Source organism: Cryobacterium roopkundense (genome assembly GCF_014200405.1).
Lineage (GTDB): Bacteria > Actinomycetota > Actinomycetes > Actinomycetales > Microbacteriaceae > Cryobacterium > Cryobacterium roopkundense.
The window spans coordinates 2,423,751-2,439,384 of record NZ_JACHBQ010000001.1 but is presented as its reverse complement, the minus strand read 5'-3'; the positions used below and the strand labels follow the sequence as shown (position 1 = coordinate 2,439,384).

Below are 15,634 nucleotides of genomic sequence, written 5' to 3'. Positions count from 1 at the left end.
GAGGTCACGAACATGATGCTGGTGACCATATGCCCGGGGCCGCGAACATGGTGCTGGCAACCGTGGCCCTCCTCCCTCGCGATCGATAGGCTCACTTCGAACTCCTCTTCGGTCACGTGGTCGGTGAGGTCGTAGATACCGGCGCTATTCCCGCTGAGCTCGTTTATGGATGCGAAGTCCGTGACCCGAGCCAGATCATGGTCTGAACGAGATGTGGCTCCAGGCCCAACCCCTCCGCCTTGTCCACGACGCGTTATCTCCCCACGGAACTGCCCCTCCCGAATCGCCAGCCCCAGCGCTCGCTCGGACCGGCGCACCATCTCCACCGCGTCGAGCTGTCTACGAGGGCATGCGGGCCAGGGTTGAGAGGGGTTCCACAAAGTGGTAACCCCTGAGGGGGTGCGAAGTTTGCATACCCCTCGATCAGAATCTAAGGGGGGTCGCGTAGAGTGACCCCTCAAGCGGTCAGGACACTCGTGGGCACGAGGGCCACGAGTGCAAGGGGTACTCAGAATCCGCGGATGCTTGGTGACCCGTGTCCCTGAAGTACACAACTGAACCGTGGACCTCAGGGCCACACTTTCGCAGGCCTTCGAGTTCAGTCAGAATCGCTGACGGACCTCCCGGCTGCCAGTTGTGGTGATGACCCCCACGCGTGGAGATGATTTGACCCGGGCGACAAATCACGGGGTGGGTACTCCGATTTGAGTACCCTCGGCATTCGTGAGGACATCGAGGGCATTTGTGGGAGGTTCTAGCGGCTCTTCTCGGTATTCTTCTCGATCCGTTCCAGGGTTCCCGTGAGTTGGTTTTCACGCGTATAGCGGCTGAAGTGGAGTTTTTCGGTGTGCTTCAGGTTGATGCACGAGTAATCCTCTCCCGCGCCGACCCCTGCTAGATATACGGTGACATACTCGGCATCGATGTTGAATGCTGCGATGCGACCATACGTCACCGTGCCGTTATCCATGTTCGCTCCGAACGCGAGCCCGATGTGGGTTTGGTTGAGCAGGGCAGCCTCGACGGCTAACTCATCGGATTGGATTCCGGCTTGAATGATCATGTGACATCCGTTCTCTTTGGGTGCCCAGCTTGGCAGACGCGCCGACGAAACCTACTTAGGTAGCGGCTTGTCGACGGGGAGCAGGCCGGCCCACTCGACCAGATCGGAGTGGAGCACGATCGGCTTCGAGTTCGGGTACCTGCGGGTGATGTCACCAGACACGAGGTACTTCTTGAACGCCTCTTGGCTCATGCCTACGGCTCGGGCAGCATCAGCTATTGAATAGGCGATGGGTGGCGGCGCGGAGAAGGGGAGAAGATCGTTCATGGAGCAACCCTAGACGGCAGAACGCAGAAACGCCCCGCCGTCCGAAGACAGCGGGGCGTTCATCGGGGTTCGACTACCCGCGACGGAACTTCGCGTCACGGGACTGATTGGCGCTGACAATCTGGTCTTGAATCATCAGCGTGATAGGTCGGCCGTCCATGACGGCCGTGATCGTTGCACCAGCGAGGGACACCTGCGGGTTGACGTGAACCGTGGAGTTGCCTCCGTTGTTGTTGTTCACGTACTGCACGTTCTGGCCGGTAACGTAGCCGCCGCCTGAGTAACCCTGAGCCCTCCCTCCGTTGTTCATGAATTCGAGCATGGCTCGGTTCGAGGGGATCGCGGTGGCCTCGGCAGTTGAGACAAACTCTTGCTTGTGGACGATTCCTGCCGGCTCGTACTTGCCACCGATGCCCGTGAATCCTCCCGTGGCGAAGGTGCCCATGCGCCCGCTGCCCGACACGGCCCCGTTGAGGTCGGGAAGCTGCGCACGGAAGTTGATCGTTCCGACCCTGCGGCCCATAGCTGCGATAAAGTCGTCAATCGTACGGTTAGCGTCGGACGTATCCGCGATCATCTTCCACGCTGATTCTGTCGGAATCTTCGAGATCTCGTCCGCGATTCGGTTGGCCTCGTCGGCGTTCGCACCGAGGGCTATGGCGCGATCTACAACGGCCTGGTGACCGGCCTCGAGCGTGGTCCTGTAGTTGGCCGTGTTGCTGTCGAGGTCGAACTGCTTCTGCGCCGCGTCCTGGCTGCTGGCCGCGAGGTCGTCCAGCATGGCCCGGTTCGATCGTCCCGCCTCGGTGCCGATGTCGAGGGTTCGCACGTAACCATCGGTCCCGGCCGTGACCTCGGCTATCTGGGCGTCAACTGCGTCGAGCGATTCCTGATAGGCCATGTTCGCGCTAGACGCATCCTGCCCGACACCGTTGAGCTCGTTCATGGAGTTGATGAGGTCCATGAGAGTTGACTGAAGTCCGGAAGCTGTGTCGCTGGCTGCGAGGTACGCGTCGGCGGCAGTGAGCGTCGCCGACGCAACACCATCCGCAGCCGTGACCGTTGCCTGGTCCACGCTCTGCTTCTGCTGGGCCACTCGAATGGCGTCCTCGATGCTTGCGCTTTCACCCTTGACGCCGTTGGTGACATCGTTGATCGCCCGTGTCAGTTCGATCGCATTCAGCCCCGTCTCTTTCATGAGGTTCTTGAATGCTCCGGATGACGTGTCCTTGTTCAGGAGCGGCAGAAGCTCATTCATGGCGTCGATATTGCCGCTGGCAGCGTTGGTGATGAGGTCGAGCCCCAGCCCGATCTTTTCCGCAGCGTCATAGGCGGATGAACCTGTCCCAATCCCCATGATGCTGATATCGGCGGCGAGGTTGGCCTTGACCATTTCGCGCGTGCTGGCAGAGATCTTGTTACTCACAGCGTCGAGGGTGTCGCCGTACGCGATTGCCTTGGCCTTGGCGTCTGCCTGTGCCGTTGCCACCCCTCCGATGATCATTGCAAGGGCAGTGATTCCCAGACCGACAGCGCCCCCCGCGAGGGCGGTCCGGCCCATTGTGAGGTTCAGCGCCGCCATGCCATCCCGGAACGCGACGATCTTGGGAACACCGAGCATGAACGCGCCCCCCGTGAGCCCGATCGCCGCCGTAGCGACACCGAGTGCGAGACTAGCCTCCTGCACGATTGGGGGAGCGCTGTTGAACATGTCTACGGCAGTGGTGCCCGTCTGCACGAGCGCGCGTAGCGAGTCATTGGCCGCTGACCCGGACTGAATGAGAGCCGTGTCGAAAGCGCCTCCCAGCGCCTCCACGTCGCCCCTGAGGTTGTCGAGGCGGGCTCGTGCCGTCTCTGCAGCGTATCCCTGATCATCGACAGCTTCAGTCCACTTCGAAATGCCCTTCTCGCCCTCGGAGTAGAGGACTGTGGCAGCGCGCACGGCATCGGAACCGAAGATCGTAGCCATGGCCGCGTTGCGTTCTTCGACGGTCTTGTCTTTCAAAGCCGTCTGGAGAACACCCGCGAACTTCGCCATTCCAATGAAGTTGCCACCCGCGTCATACGCATCGATGCCGAGAGTCTTCATTGCCGCCGCAGCTTCCGCAGACTGCGGCGTGAGGCGCTGCAACATGCTCTTGAAGCTCGTGCCCGCATCGGAGCCCAAAAGCCCCTGAGCGGCGAATGCGGACAGCGTGGCCGTGGTTTCCTCGATGCTCAGCCCCGTGGAGGATGCGACCTGCCCGGACTGCGAGAGAGCCGCTGAGAGATCTGTCACATCACCCATGGCCTTGCCAGCGCCGGCCGCGAGCAGATCCGCGACGTGAGACATATCCGTGCCCTCGAGCTTGAAGGTCTTCAGAGCCACGGCCGCGATACCTGCGGCATCCGCGACACCGAGACCGCCCGCCGCAGCGAGGTCGAGAGCACCATTCAACGCACCCCCGAGAATGTCCTGCGTGCTCAGTCCCGCCTTGCCCAGTTCCTCGATCGCGTTCGCGGCCTCCGTGGCAGAGAACACCGTGCGCCCGCCAGCGTCGAGAGCAGCATCGCGAAGTAGATCCATATTCTCGGTTGTCTCGTGCGTGGCAGCGCTGACGTTCGACATGGCCTGATCGAATTCAGCGAACTTGGCTACCGCGAGAGCGACACTCGCCGCAGCAACAACACCCGCAGTGGCCATGCCGGCGCCGAGCTGGGCCATGGCGGCGTTCTGCGCTTCGAACTTCGTTTTGACTTCTGCGGAAGACTTGCCGACGTTATCGGTGGACTTCCTCGCCTTCTCCATGGCTGCGAGATAGCCAGCCACGTTCGCCGTGAGGCTGACCCTTACAGTCCGGTCACTCATGGACTGACTTCCCTTCGGCGTGGATCATGAGTCCTTCTCGAATGGCGTCGATGGTCGCCTCGCCGTCGGCGCGTCGTTCCCACACACCGGCTAGTCCTGCTGCAAGCGACACCACCAGCTCCCACGTAGCAAGTTCCGACCCGCGCTCATCCCGGTACACCTCATCAGCCACCGAAACGGATTGCGTGCAGTCGTTCTCTAGGACCGCCAAGACCATTCGCAAAGCGCGCGCCTGGTCGATCCCTTTCTTACCGGTGATGCTGTTGAAATCGAGGTTCGATGTGGTCATTTCAAGATCCGTTCGTGTCGTTGTCTTTGGTGATGGTGACGCCCGCATGTTCGAGCTTTTCCATGATTCGTGCGCCGCTTGCCCAATTAATGCCGGCCGCGTTGACCTGGTGCCAGTCGATGCCGACACCGCCGCCGGGGTAGCGCGTGGTTAGGCCTTGGGCGTGTGCCCACTGCTGCGCGGCGTGCCCGTGACGGTTCAGCGGGCCGGGGAGATCCCGCATCCGTGCCACGCTCGAATTCAGGTGGTGATCTTCCATCCACTGCGCGGCGTGCTTCGGGTTGGTCCAGACGGCATGACGGGGATCGAGCAGCTCGGCCGGGGTGTAGCCGGCGGCGACAGTGGCAGCAGAAGCGGAACGGAGCCTAGCCACGATTGGCCCGCTTAGCCTGAGCGACCTTGGACCAACGAGCATTCGCCGCAGCGGATGCACTGGCAGAAGTCGCCGTGATCAAAGCCGAACCAGTCGCCGCGGCATTCAGGTTCAACATCGTCACGAGACGGGCATACGCAGCCTGCTGCTGACGGAGTTCACCGACCGCCCCGTTCATGACGAGCTGGCCCTGAGAGCCAGTGACCATGACCCCATCCGCAGCAATGGCCGCGGCGAGCGTGTCGATCGTGTCGAGGGTGCGGCACACCTCGATCACGAGGTTGGTGTCTTGCGGGTCGAATTCGTAGGTCTCATGGATCTGTGCCCAAAGCGTGCGGCCACGATCGCCGAGCACGGTTGGGGGGTCGGGCAAGAGCTTCGTCGCGGTCTCAGTCGCGGGCTTGGTCAATGGGTGCCTTTCGGGGTGTCGAGGTGGGGGACAATTGGGGGCTCCGTACGCATCGTGACCGGGCAGCCCTCTCCGTCGGTCGCGCCTTAGAGAAGCGGAGAGAGGGTCCCGCCACGGGCCTTGTGCCTGACTGACGCCCTCGGGTCGCTGTCCAAGAGTGCTTAGCCTCGGTCATTCCAACCTCCGGGCTGAGCTCGTGCCGTCTCACGGTCATGGTCGGTTTTGCATAAGCCGCGACCATTCGAGGGATCGTTAGGATCCATGCCTGCGTCAACGAGATCGCGACGACTCAGCGGGTAATGATCAGCGACTGAACTTTCAGCAGCCTTGCAAATTACGCAAATCGGATCACGTTCGAGAATGGCGTCACGAAACCCGCGGTGACCGGCGCCCGAATAACCCCGCTCTTTGGTGGTACCTCGTGCCCGGTCACCTGCCTTGGTGTGCAGGGGGCAGCGGGACTTGGTGCCCTCGTAGATTTTTGGGCAGCCACTCACTGAACAGACGCGCATCGGGCTATTACTTGATGAGGGTGAGGTCGGTGTAGCTGCTCGAGCGCTTGAGTTCCGTGCCGGCGGGCTCGACCTTGTAGCTGCTCGGGACAGCGACAATGCGCGAGGTGAGGCGGCGGTGGTTGGACCGCGCACCGATGAGCAGGCGCTCGGCGGCGTTCATGCGGTCATAGGCCTTGGACACTGCGGGGTGGCTCTGTGCCAGCGTGGCGACGATGCTGGTCTTGGCGTTGGGCAGGCCACGACCGATGAGGTACGACGGTGCGTCACTGACGATGACGGACAGCTCGGCAGGGTCGGCGGTGAGGATGCGCGTGGTGATCAGGCTCATGGCGCTGGCCGGGTCCTTGATCACGTCGAGCTCACGGGTGAGGCGGTCCCACACACGACCGGCGCGGATCTCAACGAGAAGCTGCTGTTCTGCTGTTCCGGTGGGTGTGGTGATCGCGGCGATGGTGCCCTCGAATGACTTCACCGCCTGATCACGGTTGGTGACGGCGCGCTCGAGTACGGTGTCGAGGCGGTGCGCAAAGTCCCCGGCTTCCATGAGGTCCTTCGCATACTCGGCGCTCACGGCGCGGGCGTCGAGGTCCTGGCGGATGCCCTGACCGTAGGCCTTGTGTGCCGTGACGATCGCGCGGAACTCGGTGTTCAGGTCGTTGGCAAGGGTGCCGTTGGTCTGCCCGGTGAGGTCCCACGAGAACATGGTGGCGCGCCTGCGGATGGCGAAGCCGAGTCCACGGTCACTGTTCCGGTCGGCACTCTTGAGCAGGGCAACGGCTTCGTCCTGGTCGTGGATGCGGCTGGCGCGGTCTTCGGCGTCTCGGCGGCTGATGGCTTCGGCGGTGGGGGTGTAGTTGATGCTCATGTGCTGATCCAATGTTCAGGCCGCTCGTGCGGCTTTGTGGTGTTCGAGGTCTTCGCGTGCGATGCGCCAGTTCCCGCTGACTTTGTTTGCGCGTATTCGTCCTTCAGAGATTGCGAGGACGACGGCGCGCGTGGTGATGTGGAGGGCTGACCCCGCTTCTGCGGTGCTGACCCATTCCGATAGTGGGCCCGCTTCCGGCTTCGGCGCTTGAGTCCTACCGAGTGCGGTAGTGCGCCACTCCGTCGCTGCAATGTGGAACGCGACCATGACGGCATCGAACTCGGCGTCGACACCGCGAGCCGAGATCCGCAACTCATCGAGGCGTGCATGTCGTTCGAGCATCGCGGCGATGCGCGCGGGCATGATGACCATCGTTCCCGTATGCACGTACGCGGTCGGAGGTCGCGCGTTCAACTCGGACTCCCTGGGTGCGAGGAGTTCGGATTGAACTGCACGACCTCGTGTTCACGCCGGCACCCTGCGGCGCAACTCACGACATCCAGCAGTCGCTTGGCCTCGACGGCTTCGGCTACCGTCGTGAATTGCATGACCTCGACGGCCCTGCACTTGATGATGACGCCGAACTTCCCCGACCCTCGAACCACTGCACGCGGGAAGGAGCAGACGATGAAGCTCCGGATGCTGGTGTGAGTGGCGCCGCAGAGGTGGCGATTCAGGATTCTCGGGCTCATGACTTCGCTTTCGTGGTCGTGCTGCGGTTGTAGCGCTTGCCTGCCCAGATGCCGCCGATGGGGCGCGCAAGTTCGGCGTATTCGGCGCAGAGGTCATACAGGGGGCATGCTCGGCAGAGCGGCGCGAGTTCACCGGGTGCCTGGTCATCGCGGATGAATCGCTCGTCACGCTGGCACTCGGGATCGGTTGTGGTCATGGCTTCCTGAAGGCGCGTGTAGGCGTCCGTTGCGCGGCTCATGCTGCGACCCGCTCGGCATCGTGCTCGGGGTTGCGCTTCCCACAGATCCCCGCGGCGCGTGATGCTGGAGCGAGCAGGGGAGCGGAGCAGACGCGGCAGATGGTGCGGGCTGTAGCCGGTTCGACGGTCTGCGACGGTTCCACCGGTTCGAATACAGGGGTATTGGCAGACGCTTCTCCGCTTCCAGACGGTTCCACCGGTTCAATACGGGGGATGATGCCGGACTGTCGCCAGGACTTGAGGAAGTCGGCGCGGGCATATCCGCGCTGGTCCCGCGAGTTCTTCGAGGACCTGATCTTGATCTGCACGAGAGTCCTGCCGAGTCGCTGCACGGTGAGGGCCCGGCCGTAGGCGCTCGCCGTGTCCCAGTAGTCGGGGTTGCGCTGGATGAGGCGGCGCACGAGCTCGTTCGCGTTCACGAAATGCTCGTCCTCGGGCCATGCTGCGTAGAGATCCATGAGCATGACCATCTGGGGTGGGAGTTTCATCAGGCCTTCTTCTCGTTCCATCTCGACTTCTTGAATGTCACGCTCGATTAGCTGCGTCACGACGACCGGCCATGTGCCGCCAGCAGCAGCAGCCACACGCATCAACGGGTTCCACTTCTCCTTCATGCGACCGACGCAACCCTCGGGCAGGGCAGGGCGCACCGTGCGGATGAACTCGCGTGCGCTCTCCATCGCGTTGGCGAGTGCTTCGGCGTGGTCGCGTGCATCCGGCTCAATCTCTTCCCAGTCGGAGGACTCAACAACTCCGTAGAGATCAGGCATGAGCAGCACGCGAATAGAGCGTGAGCGAGTGTCGTCGGGCAGGTGGGGAGAGTTGCCCGCCATCGCTACGGGCGCGTAGGTGGACATCTCCGCAACGTCCCAGTCCCCGCCCTTGACCGGTACGAGCACTGGGCGAGTGGCGCCGCGCTTGTACCCGCTGTTGAGAATGGCTATAAGGTCTTCAACGCCGGGTTTCTTCGGGTCGAGTGAGCGGTCTACCTCGTCAATCAGGATCGTTCTAATCCCTTTGGAAAGCATTCGGGCGAGCAGCGCCGGGGATGAGATCGACGCTGCCTGAATGGGCGCGTAGCAGAGACGCTGCATGTGCTCGAGGACGGTAGTCTTGCCGCTCCCCGGCATCGTGGAGTCGAGGACCAGGCGCGGTGTCGAGTACGTCTCGAGCGCAACGTGAGTGTGTGCGGCCCAGAGTGCGAGTAGGTCGAGGTCGATGTCGTCGGGAACGGAGATGAATCGAGCGAGCCAGGTCCTGACGCCGGTCAAGGTAGACCCCAGTATTGAACCGCTAGAGCCGTCGTGAACCGTCGAACCGTCTGAGAACGCGACCGGCGCGCTCATTCGGCCACCCCTGCGAACGTGTGGCGGCGCTTCTCGAGCTCAGCGTATGACGGGCCGGGCTTGATTGGCTGCATAGGAGCGAATGCCGCGCGGTAATACCGGTCACGATCTGAAATGGCCTGCCGCAATTCGACTGCGACAGATGCCACACCCGCCGTGAATCCCGCCGCGTACCCATCCGCGTGGCTCAGGGTGCAGAATCCCGCTAGGCCTGGTGTGAGGTCTTCGAGGCCGATCTCGCCGGAGCGCAAGCGCCATAAGGCTGCGTCGAGGGGCTTCTCGACAGTGCAGCCGATCAAGCCCGTGGGTTCTACGGGTATGGCGGGTTCTGCCGATACGATTGAGGTATTCGAGCCGCCAGCGAGAATTTCAGCCGGTCCCGTTCCCGCGGGCCGGTTTTTTTCTGCGCTCATGCCGCTGCACCGCCGATGGGTCGCAGAAGCGAGGTGAGTCGTTCGCGCTGTTCAGGGGTGAAAGGCGGTGCAGCCGCCACCACGCGCGTAATGTACGCGGTTAGGTTCGCGGCTGCGAGTTCGCGCCGCGCTTCGATGAGATCAGGATCGTCAGATGATCGTGAGCGGGAGAGGGACGCGACTCGTGCGCGGCCTATCGTTGAGGTGGAAATGAGAAAGCCTCCGAGCAGGGAGAATCTTCCTCTGCTGGGAGGCTGTGTTTAGAACTTTAGGCCGATCAGACGCCCGCCTTGGTTCGCTTACACTCTAGCACCTTGATCGCAAGCTACTTGCCAACTCGCCGAATGAAGAGGCCCAGCTCGATCTCAGAGATCCTGAACTGCGCCAGCTTGGAAAAGATCGGGTCCAGAGCCTCGGCGCGGCGAACTAGGCGAGGTGCCGAATGTCTGGGGCAGACCAGGCTGATTCGCGAACGCTCGACACCCTCGGGCGACTGCTGCGCACTGACCTCGGGTAGGTACTCGTTGCCGCGCAGGAATTGCGTAGCGTGCCCCTTGAGCGGAGCTAGAGTGTCACTCGCGTTGGACTGGTAACCCGGTCGGGATTCGGCCCACTGCACAACCTGTTCGCCGTCAATCTCCGTGACGCCGAACGGTCGGAACGTACGGACCGGCACCTTCTCGCCGTCGTGGGACACGTCTAGGCAGTAGATCGAGACGAATGTTGCTTCGGGGTCAGCCGATATCGTGGGCTTCTGGTTCGGCTGGCTGGAGTGGTTGTTTGGCATGTGGTTCCTTCAGTGTCGATCTTGGTGTCGCTGGGAGGATTCGAACCTCCGACAGCACGCTTAGAAAACGTTCGCTCTATCCACTGAGCTACAGCGACTTGGTGATTCAAGCTACCGCGGTGGTGTCAACGGGGGGACCCCCCTTTGTGGTGCCCCGGCCCACTCTCGCAGGTCGGGGCGTTGTCGAGCGTGCGTTAGGCGGTGATGATCGGAAGCGCTGGTAGCAGTGAGCACCGCGCCACGATGATCATCAGCGCTGCGCGCCGGTCCCGGAATTCGTACATGACGCTGGACACCGATTCGCCGAGCGGATTCGGGTGTGTGTCAAACCATGCCTGAGCTTCCACGGCATCGTTCAGCGCCTGCACTCGTTCGGCCTGACGATGCAATTCGTCGGCGGCTGCGATCGCTTCTGCCGGCGTCATCTCGTTGGCGATTTCCACCGAGAGTATCCATCTGCCCTCGGTCGCGGTGAACATGGCCGGGGTGACCTCGAGCAGGTCGTTCTCGTAGGCAACGGCGTTATGCAGATTCAATAGGGCATCTGCCTCCGCGTGACTCTCCGGGTCATAGGTAGGCCCGACACATCCTTCGATGGAGCACGCGAATGGGATCGTGCCTTCGGGCATGTTAATTGTGTTCATGGTGGTTCCCCCCACATTGTTTCCGGTTAGTGTGTCCATGGTTCGTATTCCTCTAGTTGGTGTTGCGGATCTCGCCCTCGCGCTGTTGGACCAGCACGGGGGCACTTTCATAACTGCGGGTCAACCGCAGCTAAGTTCTTGTGGTCGTTCCATTGGACAACGATGTCGTCTGGATCGAATGCTTTGCCGCTGCCGGATGGCATGATCTTTACGGAAACGAGATCGAGCACGACCGCGCGCTGGGCGTCGAGAGGGAGTTCCGCCCATTTGCCGGCAACGTCACCGCCGACGAGGCTAGCTACCGTGGTCTGAGGTTGGGCTGCCCTGAATGACCGGTTGGCGGTCACCCTGGCAGCGCGCAAACGTGCCGTGATCCGCTTGAGTTGCGCGGCCGTGATGATGTCTTCGGCGAATTGATCCGCGGCGATATCCAGCTTGGCATCGATGGCGTTCATCTCTGCAAGGGATTTCTGGGCCGTAGCGGTGTCATTTACCGCGAACATATCAATGGCGTCCGGCATCGACAGTCGGGCAATGATCACCCCTGTCACGAGCGCGTCCACGTCGTCCTGCTTGCGGCGCACCTTGAAGCACATCGCGCAGTTGTAGGACGCGGGCTGGCGCTTCGAATTGCCCGTCCGCTTACTGACTACCGTTTTGCCCATTTGGCGGCGCATGAGTCCACCACAGAGCCCGCAAATGGCAACGCCGCTGAGAAGGTACTTGTACCCGGGGCCGGCGTGGTTCGATTTGCGCGATGGGTCGGTGAGCAGTGCCACGAGTTCGCTGTATGTCGCCTCGGGATAGATTGCTTCGGTGGTCGCCTTCCCGATCACCTTGCCCTGGTATTGGCGCAGGCCCGCATTGGCTGGGCGCATGAGGATTTGGCGCAGGATCGTAGAGTTCCAGGCGATCGCCTTGGGTCCGTGAATGTCGCGCTCGTTGAAGTCCATCACGACAGACCGGAGGGATTCGTGATCGAGAATTCGGCGCGCGGCCTCGCGTATGATCCCACCCTCGAACTCGTCAACCTCGTCACGGCCAATGTTCCCGACGATGTTGCCGCCCGCGTCGAGCGTTGGAACACGCCGGAATCCGTAGGGGCTGTAACCGTGAGGTTCGCCCTTCTCGGCCTTCTCCTGAAACTTGCGCTTGAGACGCTTGGACATCTGCTCAACCTCACGCCGCGCAAGCGTGCCCTTGATTCGTGCCATCATGCGCCCGTCTGAGGTCGACAGGTCGATATCACCGCCGACATTGGCGAGCGCGAGCCCGAACTTGTCTGCGAGGTCGATAACGTCTTCGAGCTCTCGCGGCGTTCTGGTCAAGCGGTCGATATCCCAGACGACGAGTGCATCGATCAAGCCACTTGCCACATCGTCGAGCATCCGCTGATATTCGGGACGAACTTTCGAGCGGGTTGCACTGATGTCGTTGTCGACGTACGTGCGCGCGATTTCCCATCCGCGACGTGTGGCTTCGGCTCGGCAGTCGTCCTGTTGGCGTGTCACACCGAGTTCGGTGCCCGCTATGTCTTGACTGATGCGGGCGTAAATCCCGGCCTTCACGCTGCAACTCGCAACGCTGCGATGAGCTCGGCGATCACGTAGACCTGCCCGCTTCCGTCTTCTGCGTGGATGTGAACGGTGGCGCCGTTGACGCTGAGCTCAAGGGGAGCAGTGCCCGTGGTGGAGGTGATTCGCGTCGAGGTCATATAAGTATCTTATTGCTTGGTTTGTGCCGCTGGTCTTCCTGATTCTGCCTATGACGATTCTCTTCGCCATATTTCCCGGCCTGGTGGTTCTCCAGGCCGGTTTCTGAACACCCCACTCGAAAGCAGCACACCATGACTCTCTCCACTCGCCGCGCAATTGACCGCTGGAACGACGAAACGGGTGACGTGCCCGGCTGGGTCTTGATTACCCTGATGACGGCCGGGCTGGTCATCATTATTTGGGGACTCGCCGGCCCCGCTCTCAGCGGCGTTTTCCAGCAGGCCATCGCCCGGGTCAGCGGAATCTGAGGCTGTGTCTCCGGTGCATCGTGACCATTACAGACATACTTCGTATGCGTTTGGTGGGCGTGCGCGTGATGGAGGAGCGCGGTTCCGCAGTGGCCGAATTCGTGATGGTGGTGTCCTTGCTCACCGTGCTGACCCTCGCGGTGATGCAACTTGCACTCGCCCTGCACGTGCGCAACACAGTTCTGGATGCCGCGGCGGAAGGCGCGCGATTCGCCTCGCTGGCCGACAGCGGGCTGTCGGAGGGTGCCGAACGTACGCGGGACCTCATCACGACCGCCGTTGGTCCGGCCTACGCCCACGATGTGACCGCAAGCTACGGTGCGGAAGGCGGGTTCCCCAGCGTTCAGGTGCGGGTCGTGACGCCGCTTCCCCTGCTGGGACTGTTCGGAGTTGACCGGGGATTGGAGGTAGAGGGCCATGCCTCACGGGAGACTCTGGACTAGGGCACGCCTGACACGGGCCCCGGACCCGCAGAAAGACGGCGGCTCGGCGTCGCTTGAATTCATCACGGCCGGGCTGATCCTGCTCGTTCCCCTGGTCTACCTCGTCGTAGCGATGTCGGCGATACAGGGCGGATCCCTCGCCGTGGAAGGCGCCGCACGCCAGGCCGCGCGGGTCTACGTGCAATCCCCTGACGAGGCAACCGCCGCTGCGCGTGCCGAGCGTGCGGTGTACTTCGCCCTTGCCGACTACGGCTTCACGCCGGGCGCAGCCCAGGTGGACATCGATTGCACGGCGCCGACCACCGGATGCCTGACGAGGCAGAGCGCGGTCACCGTACGGGTGCGCTTGAGCGTCGTCCTGCCGCTCGTGCCGGACGTGCTTTCGTTGCAGGGAGCGGCGAGTGTGCCGCTGCAGGCCACCGCAACTCAAATCGTGTCGCGATTCTGGGCCACACAGTGACTGGCGAGGCACCGCACCCCGACGCACCGAACCGCCATCCGCTAGCACGTGACGAGGGCTCTACCCTGTTGCTCACGATCTTCTATGGTTTCCTGTCGCTGGTACTGATTCTCGTGGTGGTCGCTGCCACTTCGCTCTACCTCGAGCGCAAGCGACTCTTCACGCTCGCGGACGGCGCCGCGCTCGCCGGATCCGAGGCCTTCGAATTCGGCACGGTGGGGCGAGAGCCCAGTGACGTCGACCGGGCACTGAACCAGGCCGATGTCGGGGCCGCCGTGACCGAGTATCTGGCGCTTCCCCATGAGTCCTTCGAGGGATTGAGCGTCGACGACGCGTTCTCCGCCGACGGCCATAGCGCCACGGTGACGTTGAGCGCCTGGTGGAGTCCGCCCGTTCTGACCCTCGTCATTCCCTCCGGTCTGCCGGTGACAGTCACCGCCGTGGCACGCTCTGTGATGTGGTAACAATTTTGAGAATCGTGGTGTATAGTACACAGAACACGTAGTCGTCATCGAAAGCCGCTTACTCTGTAGGCGGCTTTTTTTATTCGGCGAGGTGCTCCAGTTTTCGTCCAGCCCCGGACCCCGGTTGGTGTACCGACGGTTTTCTCGTCGTTCATCCGGTGCAGTCGCCGTCGGGTGAAGCGTCCCGTATGCGGCTCCACCTCCTTCTCGGATGGACCGTTCCGCCCATGGATGCGCTACTAGATGCAGTACTCGACGTTGAAATTGTCGAGCTGCTCGAATTTGACACTAATTTTCCCTGTGAAGGGGTTCATCATGATCGGGGACTGAGCGGTCACGATCCCCAAGAGCCCGGTGGCTTCATGGTGATTTCACCGTGCTGTGGTCCCAAGGTGATCCAGTGCTCGTCTCGTGTGCTGGCGATGCGCAACTCTGGCGTTCTCTACTGCGGCATCTGCAAGAAAGAACACCTCACCAGCGAATATCACTTCATTCCACTGCCCGACTGACCTGCTTGCCCCGACCGCAGTGACCGGTACGAGAGCGGATGCCGCAGCCGGTACCCTCGAAAGCGCACCTTTACGGTGCCGAGGGGAGCGTCGTGAGCACCAAGCGGGACCGATTGAATGGCGCAGGGGCGCAGCTGGCAACCGAAGTCAGCATCAACTTCGGGTCGAGTCTGGCTGGCCTGATGATCCCGGTTGTCGGGTCACCCGTCGTGGTGGCCGCCAGGCAGATTGTCATGGTCTGCGTCATACTGCCGTTCTATCGGCCGAAACTGTCCACGATCACCTGGCGCAGGGTCTGGCCGGCCCTCGCCCTCGGTGTCGTGCTCGCTGTCATGAATGTCACCTTTTATATGGCAGTAGGTTTACTCGGCCTGGGTATCGCCGCCACGATCGAATTCCTCGGGCCGTTCGGACTTGCCCTGGCCACGTCACGCAGGCCGCTTGACTTTGTCTGCGCGACTGCGGCGGCCGGGGGAGTGTTCCTGCTCACCTGGTCCGACGGATCCCTGAGCGTGCTGGGCATTGTGCTGGCGCTCACCGCCGCGGCCTCGTGGGCGGCCTACATTCTGTTGACGAGACGCGTGGCTGGGGATTTTCCCGGTCTGGAAGGAATCACGATCGCGAGCCTAATGAGTCTCGCACTCGTCGTGCCGCTCGCCCTGTTCACCGTCGACTTCTCAGTCCTCAACTGGGGAGTCATCGGCCTGCTGGCCGTGATCGGGGTGTTGTCGTCGGCCTTTCCCTACACGGTCGATACCTACATCCTCCGCCGGATCACCCCGCGGCTCTACTCCATCATCACGAGCTTCGGCCCGGTCATCGCTGCTGGTTTTGGCGCGCTTGTGCTCGGCGAAACCTTTACGCTTCAGCAGCAGATCGCCATTCTCGTTGTCTGCGTGGCCGCGGGAGCTGCCATTGCCACCCAGCGCGATCGTCCCCGCTCCGACCTCGAACTCACCGCCACCGCCATCCCCTAGTCTCGGGC

The 15,634-nt window shown here is 62.2% G+C and carries 22 protein-coding genes and 1 tRNA gene; 7 read left to right on the top strand and 16 right to left on the bottom strand.

Features of this window, described 5'->3' with window-relative positions:
* Positions 1 to 754: 754 nt before the first annotated feature.
* From BJ997_RS11550 to BJ997_RS11515, 8 genes are all read right to left on the bottom strand, one after another.
* Positions 755 to 1,063: a hypothetical protein gene (locus BJ997_RS11550; RefSeq protein ID WP_035837273.1), complete on the bottom strand. Its 309-nt coding sequence runs from the start codon at positions 1,061 to 1,063 to the stop codon at positions 755 to 757.
* 51 nt (positions 1,064 to 1,114) lie between these two features.
* A complete protein-coding gene (locus BJ997_RS11545; RefSeq protein WP_152602233.1) occupies positions 1,115 to 1,330 on the bottom strand; it encodes a hypothetical protein in 216 nt (71 codons plus the stop codon).
* Between the two features lie 73 nt (positions 1,331 to 1,403).
* A complete protein-coding gene (locus BJ997_RS21940) occupies positions 1,404 to 4,178 on the bottom strand; it encodes a phage tail tape measure protein (protein ID WP_035837274.1) in 2,775 nt (924 codons plus the stop codon).
* Entirely contained in the window at positions 4,171 to 4,467 is a 297-nt protein-coding gene (locus BJ997_RS11535) for a hypothetical protein (protein WP_035837275.1), read from the bottom strand. Before BJ997_RS11535 ends, BJ997_RS21940 begins: the two co-directional genes overlap by 8 nt.
* A 1-nt stretch (position 4,468) precedes the next feature.
* Positions 4,469 to 4,840 (bottom strand): hypothetical protein, encoded by a 372-nt coding sequence (locus BJ997_RS11530; protein ID WP_183323464.1) that lies wholly within the window; start codon positions 4,838 to 4,840, stop codon positions 4,469 to 4,471.
* Positions 4,833 to 5,249, bottom strand: a complete 417-nt coding sequence (locus BJ997_RS11525) for a P27 family phage terminase small subunit (RefSeq protein WP_052542370.1) — start codon at positions 5,247 to 5,249, stop codon at positions 4,833 to 4,835. Before BJ997_RS11525 ends, BJ997_RS11530 begins: the two co-directional genes overlap by 8 nt.
* Positions 5,250 to 5,768: 519 nt before the next feature.
* On the bottom strand, positions 5,769 to 6,629 hold the full coding sequence (locus BJ997_RS11520) for a hypothetical protein (protein WP_035837277.1): 861 nt from the start codon (positions 6,627 to 6,629) through the stop codon (positions 5,769 to 5,771).
* A 15-nt stretch (positions 6,630 to 6,644) separates the two neighbouring features.
* A complete protein-coding gene (locus tag BJ997_RS11515; RefSeq protein WP_152602235.1) occupies positions 6,645 to 7,043 on the bottom strand; it encodes a helix-turn-helix domain-containing protein in 399 nt (132 codons plus the stop codon).
* Positions 7,044 to 7,057: 14 nt separating this feature from the next.
* On the opposite strand from BJ997_RS11515, the gene BJ997_RS11510 reads away from it, so the two are divergent.
* A complete protein-coding gene (locus tag BJ997_RS11510; protein WP_152602236.1) occupies positions 7,058 to 7,354 on the top strand; it encodes a hypothetical protein in 297 nt (98 codons plus the stop codon).
* On the opposite strand, the gene BJ997_RS11505 is transcribed toward BJ997_RS11510, so the two are convergent.
* From BJ997_RS11505 to BJ997_RS11470, 8 genes are all read right to left on the bottom strand, one after another.
* Positions 7,318 to 7,560: a hypothetical protein gene (locus tag BJ997_RS11505; RefSeq protein ID WP_035837280.1), complete on the bottom strand. Its 243-nt coding sequence runs from the start codon at positions 7,558 to 7,560 to the stop codon at positions 7,318 to 7,320. The two genes, BJ997_RS11510 and BJ997_RS11505, sit on opposite strands and share 37 nt — an antisense overlap.
* The gene (locus BJ997_RS11500; protein WP_244962587.1) at positions 7,557 to 8,831 is read right to left on the bottom strand and encodes a DUF3631 domain-containing protein; all 1,275 of its coding nucleotides are present in this window, start codon (positions 8,829 to 8,831) and stop codon (positions 7,557 to 7,559) included. Before BJ997_RS11500 ends, BJ997_RS11505 begins: the two co-directional genes overlap by 4 nt.
* Positions 8,832 to 8,902: 71 nt before the next feature.
* Complete coding sequence (locus BJ997_RS11495; protein ID WP_035839730.1) at positions 8,903 to 9,319, bottom strand: hypothetical protein; 417 nt, start codon at positions 9,317 to 9,319, stop codon at positions 8,903 to 8,905.
* Positions 9,320 to 9,644: 325 nt separating this feature from the next.
* Positions 9,645 to 10,106, bottom strand: a complete 462-nt coding sequence (locus tag BJ997_RS11490) for a hypothetical protein (protein ID WP_035839732.1) — start codon at positions 10,104 to 10,106, stop codon at positions 9,645 to 9,647.
* Between the two features lie 22 nt (positions 10,107 to 10,128).
* Positions 10,129 to 10,204: transfer RNA gene (locus tag BJ997_RS11485), tRNA-Arg, on the bottom strand.
* Positions 10,205 to 10,300: 96 nt separating this feature from the next.
* A complete protein-coding gene (locus BJ997_RS11480; RefSeq protein ID WP_152602343.1) occupies positions 10,301 to 10,750 on the bottom strand; it encodes a hypothetical protein in 450 nt (149 codons plus the stop codon).
* Positions 10,751 to 10,857: 107 nt separating this feature from the next.
* The gene (locus tag BJ997_RS21785) at positions 10,858 to 12,318 is read right to left on the bottom strand and encodes a recombinase family protein (protein WP_035839736.1); all 1,461 of its coding nucleotides are present in this window, start codon (positions 12,316 to 12,318) and stop codon (positions 10,858 to 10,860) included.
* The gene (locus BJ997_RS11470) at positions 12,315 to 12,464 is read right to left on the bottom strand and encodes a hypothetical protein (protein WP_160175921.1); all 150 of its coding nucleotides are present in this window, start codon (positions 12,462 to 12,464) and stop codon (positions 12,315 to 12,317) included. The genes BJ997_RS21785 and BJ997_RS11470 overlap by 4 nt, the downstream gene beginning before the upstream one ends.
* Before the next feature lie 132 nt (positions 12,465 to 12,596).
* Here BJ997_RS11470 and BJ997_RS11465 point away from each other — a divergent pair, with 132 nt between their 5' ends.
* The 6 genes from BJ997_RS11465 to BJ997_RS11440 all read left to right on the top strand — a co-directional run bounded on the left by BJ997_RS11465 (position 12,597) and on the right by BJ997_RS11440 (position 15,626).
* Positions 12,597 to 12,773, top strand: coding sequence for a hypothetical protein (locus BJ997_RS11465; protein WP_169743183.1), 177 nt, complete (start codon positions 12,597 to 12,599; stop codon positions 12,771 to 12,773).
* 20 nt (positions 12,774 to 12,793) lie between these two features.
* The gene (locus BJ997_RS11460) at positions 12,794 to 13,216 is read left to right on the top strand and encodes a TadE/TadG family type IV pilus assembly protein (protein WP_338042599.1); all 423 of its coding nucleotides are present in this window, start codon (positions 12,794 to 12,796) and stop codon (positions 13,214 to 13,216) included.
* Complete coding sequence (locus BJ997_RS11455; RefSeq protein ID WP_035839738.1) at positions 13,191 to 13,676, top strand: hypothetical protein; 486 nt, start codon at positions 13,191 to 13,193, stop codon at positions 13,674 to 13,676. The genes BJ997_RS11460 and BJ997_RS11455 overlap by 26 nt, the downstream gene beginning before the upstream one ends.
* Positions 13,673 to 14,140, top strand: a complete 468-nt coding sequence (locus BJ997_RS11450; RefSeq protein ID WP_052542681.1) for a pilus assembly protein TadG-related protein — start codon at positions 13,673 to 13,675, stop codon at positions 14,138 to 14,140. The genes BJ997_RS11455 and BJ997_RS11450 overlap by 4 nt, the downstream gene beginning before the upstream one ends.
* 227 nt (positions 14,141 to 14,367) lie before the next feature.
* Positions 14,368 to 14,649 carry a hypothetical protein gene (locus tag BJ997_RS11445; RefSeq protein WP_152602344.1) on the top strand — a complete coding sequence of 94 codons (282 nt, stop codon included), beginning with the start codon at positions 14,368 to 14,370 and terminating at the stop codon, positions 14,647 to 14,649.
* A 92-nt stretch (positions 14,650 to 14,741) separates the two neighbouring features.
* Positions 14,742 to 15,626, top strand: coding sequence for an EamA family transporter (locus BJ997_RS11440; RefSeq protein ID WP_035839763.1), 885 nt, complete (start codon positions 14,742 to 14,744; stop codon positions 15,624 to 15,626).
* Positions 15,627 to 15,634: the final 8 nt, after the last annotated feature.